The sequence below is a fragment of the Streptomyces muensis genome (assembly GCF_021474425.1).
GTDB classification, from domain to species: Bacteria; Actinomycetota; Actinomycetes; order Streptomycetales; family Streptomycetaceae; genus Streptomyces; species Streptomyces muensis.
In genome coordinates this window covers 1-5,246 of sequence record NZ_JAKEIP010000406.1, presented here as the reverse complement: position 1 = coordinate 5,246, position 5,246 = coordinate 1, and the positions used below count along the sequence as shown (strand labels likewise).

At 69.0% G+C, this 5,246-nt stretch carries 4 protein-coding genes; 3 read left to right on the top strand and 1 reads right to left on the bottom strand.

Annotation, left to right across the window (positions count from 1 at the left end):
• The coding region (locus L0P92_RS41890; RefSeq protein ID WP_234768381.1) for an S-adenosylmethionine:tRNA ribosyltransferase-isomerase at positions 1 to 776 on the top strand (776 nt) is incomplete at its 5' end.
• Between the two features lie 299 nt (positions 777 to 1,075).
• Positions 1,076 to 1,852, top strand: coding sequence for a transglycosylase SLT domain-containing protein (locus L0P92_RS41885; RefSeq protein ID WP_234768380.1), 777 nt, complete (start codon positions 1,076 to 1,078; stop codon positions 1,850 to 1,852).
• 89 nt (positions 1,853 to 1,941) lie between these two features.
• Here L0P92_RS41885 and L0P92_RS41880 read toward each other — a convergent pair whose 3' ends face one another.
• Positions 1,942 to 4,503 carry an ABC transporter ATP-binding protein/permease gene (locus L0P92_RS41880; protein ID WP_234768379.1) on the bottom strand — a complete coding sequence of 854 codons (2,562 nt, stop codon included), beginning with the start codon at positions 4,501 to 4,503 and terminating at the stop codon, positions 1,942 to 1,944.
• A gap of 242 nt (positions 4,504 to 4,745) precedes the next feature.
• Between L0P92_RS41880 and L0P92_RS41875 the strand changes: the two genes are divergently transcribed.
• Positions 4,746 to 5,246, top strand: a 501-nt coding sequence (locus tag L0P92_RS41875; RefSeq protein ID WP_234768378.1) for a streptophobe family protein, incomplete at its 3' end; no start/stop codon positions are given.

The following is a 5,246-nucleotide window of genomic DNA, read 5'->3' as shown; positions in this document are numbered from 1 at the left end:
CGGGTGAGGCTCGGATGGGATCTGAGGGGGTGGGAGGAGCAGGTGCCGAGGGGCGGCGGCCGGTCGGCGGGCGTGCGCAGGGCGCTGGTGCCGACGAAGCGCCGGCCGCGGAAGGGGACGGAACCGGGATTCTCCGGGTGATGCGGGAGTACGGGCGGCCGATTCGGTACTCCTATACGGAGCGGGACCAGCCGTTGGCCGTGTACCAGACCGTGTTCGCGCTGCCGTCGGGTGATGGGGCGGGGAGTGCGGAGATGCCGAGTGCGGCGCGGCCCTTCACGGTGCGGATGGTGACGGAGCTGGTGAGTCGGGGGGTGCAGTTCGCGCCGGTCACGTTGCATACGGGGGTGGCGTCGGCGGAGGCGCACGAGCCGCCGTATCCGGAGCGGTTCGCGGTGTCGGAGACCTCGGCGCGGCTGATCAACGCGGTCAGGGCCGGGGGCGGCCGGGTCGTCGCCGTGGGGACGACGGCCGTGCGGGCCGTGGAGTCGGCGGTGGGCGCCGACGGGGTCGTACGCGCGCGTGAGGGGTGGACGGACCTCGTCGTCACGCCGGAGCGCGGGGTGCGGGCGGTGGACGGGCTGCTGACCGGGCTGCACGAGCCCGAGGCCTCGCATCTGCTGATGCTGGAGGCGGTGGCCGGGCGGGCCGCGATAGACCGTGGCTACGAGGCGGCGCTGCGCGGGCTCTACCTGTGGCACGAGTTCGGCGACGTGCATCTCGTCCTCCCGGCGGAGACCCCTCACACAGAGCATTGCGGCAGCAACTGCCGGTGAGACCGTTACGTGGCCGATGTGAGCCCGCGCATAGGGCGCAGGTCACGTACGAAAGTCCGTAGTAGGTAGTGACGTCCCTTTTGAGCGGGACAGACGGTCCTGTCTGTCCTAATTTGCCCCTCGCGGGTCCACTACCGAGGATCGTACGTCACACCTTTGCCACGCAATTTTGCGGCCGCTAAGAATTGCTCCCGTCGCTCAGCGCCGTGGGTTCTCCCCGCGGCGTTTGTGCAGGAAGCACCCGTGTCCCCCGACGGACAGCGAGCGACCTCCGCGCTATTCGAAGAGGTCCCACTGCCATGCTCAAGAACGCCAAGAACCGACTCAGTCGTACGCTGACCAACCGGCACAAGATCGCGATTGCCGGTGTCGGCACGCTCGGTGCCGCCGCTCTGGCGCTGTCCGCCGTCCCCGGCAACGCCCAGACGACGACGGCCGAAGCCCCCACGGGCAAGGTCGCGTACAGCAACGAGCAGATCAAGGACGTCAAGGGCAGCGTCACCGACCAGCTCGCTTCCGCCAGTGTGAAGGCCGAGGACATCGCGGCCAAGAAGGCCCAGCAGGAAGCCGCGGCCAAGAAGAAGGCGGCCGCCGAGGCCGCCGCCAAGAAGAAGGCCGCGGACGCCGCCGCGAAGAAGAAGGCCGCCGCCGCTGCCGCCGCCAAGAAGAAGGCCGAGGCGGAGCGCAAGGCCAAGGAGGCCGCGAGCCGGTCCGCCAAGCGCGTCCAGGCCAAGCCGGTCGCCGCGAAGAGCTACGCCAACAACCTCGACGGCTGGATCCGCGAGGCCCTGGACATCATGAAGAAGCACAAGATCCCGGGCACCTACGACGGCCTGCACCGCAACATCATGCGGGAGTCCTCGGGCAACCCGAACGCGATCAACAACTGGGACATCAACGCCCAGAACGGCGTGCCGTCGATCGGTCTGCTCCAGGTCATCAAGCCGACCTTCGACGCCTACCACGTCCCGGGCACGGCCTGGAGCCAGTACGACCCGGTCGCGAACCTCACCGCCGCCGCCAACTACGCGGCCGACCGGTACGGCTCGATCGACAACGTCAACAGCGCGTACTGACCGAGGTAGGCGCGGGCCTCTGCTCCGTACGCCGAAGGGCGGCACCCTCCTGACGGGGTGCCGCCCTTCGGGCGTCGTACGAAACGCGACTACTTGCGCATGACCTCGGGCTCGTGGCGGCGCAGGAAGCGGGCCACGAGGAAGCCGCAGATCACACCGAGGGCGATCAGGGCGGCCATGTCGAGGCCCCAGACGCCCACCGTGTGGTCCCACAACGGGTCGGTCGTGGTCGGGTCGTCCTTGTTCGGGTTGACCAGGTTGAAGTCCAGGGTGGCGCCCGCGGCGGCGACCGCCCAGCGGGACGGCATCAGGTACGAGAACTCGTTGACGCCGATGGAGCCGTTCAGGGTGAACAGACAGCCCGTGAACACGACCTGGATGATCGCGAACATCACCAGCAGCGGCATGGTCTTCTCGGCCGTCTTGACCAGGGCGGAGATCACCAGGCCGAACATCATCGAGCTGAACCCGAGCGCCATGATCGGCAGGCACAGCTCCAGCTTGGTCTGGGCGCCGAGGATCAGGCCCTCCGCGGGAACCTCGCGGGCACCGAACCCGATCCCGCCGACGATCAGACCCTGGACCATGGTGATCATGCCGAGCACGATGACCTTGGACATCAGGTAGGCCGAGCGGGACAGACCCGTCGCGCGTTCCCGCTCGTAGATCACCCGTTCCTTGATCAGCTCACGGACGGAGTTGGCCGCGCCGGCGAAGCAGGCGCCGACGGCGAGGATGAGCAGGACGGTGGTGGCGGTGCCGTTGGGCTGCCGCAGCCCGTTGGCGCGCGGCTCGTTGGGCAGCAGGTTGTTGCCGGAGTCGATGAGCAGACTGACCGCGCCGAGCACGGCGGGCAGGATCAGCATCAGGGCCATGAAGCCCTTGTCGGACGCGATGACCGAGACGTACCGCCGGACCAGGGTGATCAGCTGCGAGCCCCAGCCCTGTGGCTTCGGCGGCCGCATCGCCTGCATCGGCGGCATCTGTACGGACTGCGGGGCAATCGCGTCGATGTCCGCGGCGTACATCTGGTAGTGCTGCGAGCCCTTCCAGCGTCCCGCCCAGTCGTAGTCGCGGTAGTTCTCGAAGGCGGAGAAGACATCGGCCCAGGTGTCGTAGCCGAAGAAGTTCAGGGCCTCCTCGGGCGGGCCGAAGTAGGCGACCGCGCCGCCCGGCGCCATCACCAGGAGCTTGTCGCACAGCGCCAGCTCGGCCACGGAGTGCGTGACGACGAGGACGGTGCGGCCGTCGTCGGCGAGGCCGCGCAGCAGCTGCATGACGTCGCGGTCCATGCCCGGGTCGAGGCCCGAGGTGGGCTCGTCCAGGAAGATCAGCGACGGCTTGGTGAGCAGCTCCAAGGCCACCGAGACGCGCTTGCGCTGGCCACCGGAGAGGGAGGTGACCTTCTTCTCCTTGTGGATGTCCAGCTTGAGCTCGCGCAGCACCTCGTCGATGCGCTGGTCGCGCTCACGGGCCGTGGTGTCGGCCGGGAAGCGGAGCTTGGCCGCGTACTTCAGGGCCTTCTTGACGGTCAGCTCCTTGTGCAGGATGTCGTCCTGCGGGACCAGACCGATGCGCTGACGCAGCTCGGCGAACTGCTTGTACAGGTTCCGGTTGTCGTAGAGGACGTCGCCCTGGTTGGCGGGGCGGTAGCCGGTCAGCGCCTTGAGCAGGGTCGACTTGCCGGAACCGGACGGTCCGATGACCGCGATCAGCGACTTCTCCGGGACGCCGAAGGAGACGTCCTTGAGGATCTGCTTGCCGCCGTCGACCGTGACGGTCAGATGGCGGGCCGAGAAGGAGACCTCACCGGTGTCGACGAACTCCTCGAGACGGTCGCCGACGATACGGAACGTCGAGTGACCGACGCCGACGATGTCCGCCGGGCCCAGCAGCTGCGAGCCGCCCTTGGCGATCGGCTGGCCGTTGACGTACGTGCCGTTGTGGGAGCCGAGGTCGCGGATCTCCATGCGGCCGTCGGGCGTCGAGTGGAACTCGGCGTGGTGCCGGGAGACCTGGAGGTCGGAGACGACCAGCTCGTTCTCCAGGGCACGGCCGATGCGCATGACGCGGCCGACGGAGAACTGGTGGAACGTGGTGGGGCTGCGGTCGCCGTAGACCGGCGGCGCCCCCGCCGCGCCGCCGGAGCCCTGCTGGTACGGCACCTTCGCGGCCGACTGCTGCGGCGTCTGCTGCTGCCAGCCGGCCTGCGCGGCCTGCTGCGGCTGGGCCTGCTGCTGCGGGATCTGCTGGGGTGGCGCCTGCTGGGCGGGGGCCTGCGGCGCCCAGCCGGGGTTCGCGCCCTGCGCGGCGTACGGCTGCTGCTGCGGCTGGGCCTGCGGCGCGGCGACGGACGCCGCGGTTCCGGAGAGGTTCAGGCACGGTCCGTCGGTCGCGTTGCCCAGGTGCACGGCCGAGCCGGGGCCGATCTCCAGGTGATGGATCCGCTGACCCTGCACGAACGTGCCGTTGGTGCTCCCGTGGTCCTCGATGACCCAACTGCGGCCGCTCCAGCTGATCGTGGCGTGCCGCCAGGACACCCTGGCGTCGTCGAGCACGATGTCACCCTGCGGATCGCGTCCGAGGGTGTAGGACCTGGACGCGTCGAGCGTCCAGGTCCGTCCATTCAATTCCAGTACGAGTTCCGGCACTCCATGCCCCACTGAGTAGTCCCCCGAGTTACCCCCAACACAGGGAGTCTAGGGATGTCGAACATCGTCGGGAACTATTTCAGGCTCCGCCCCCTGACCGAAAGTCGGGCCTTGTGAGAAGCACGCCCACGCGCTTCGACTGGTTCCGTTGACGGGGTTGAAATCAGTCCGGAGAGTGGTAATCCACGCGAGGGGGACATGCGTGGCGAACAGTCGCCGCGCCGCGGATCGGGGGGTCTGCCATGAGCGCGTCCACGAACGTCGAGAACCCGGGGCACGGCACACGGCCGCTGCCGTGGGGGGACATCCTGTTGTCCGCGCTCGCCTGCGTGAGCTGGGCGTTGATCGGGATGGCGGGCACGGCGGCACTCGGACTGCATCTGCTGGAGGCCGACAGCTCCGCCTCTCTCGGCCCGATGACCGCAGCGGTGGTGGCCCTTGGGGCGGGTGGTTCTGTCACGCCGTCCGGCGATGTGTCCGCTTTCGGGCTGACGGGCGCTGAGGCGGCGACCGCCGTCGAGATCACGCCACTGGGGGTCAGCCTGGTCGGCGCGGTACTCCTGTCGTGGTTCTTCTTACGGTCCCTGCGGGGCGCGGGAGTTGTGATCGCGCCGACCGAACTGCTCGCGCGCGCGGGCACGGTGGTCGCGCTGTTCGTGGCGATGCTGGGGGGACTGGCCTGGGCGGGGCACGACGTCATCACGATCGACGGGAGCGCGCTGGGGCTCGACGACCTGCCGGGA

Coding starts and splice junctions, on each gene's coding strand:
- L0P92_RS41885 (WP_234768380.1), top strand. CDS start 1,076: ATGCTCAAGAACGCCAAGAACCGACTCAGTCGTACGCTGACCAACCGG.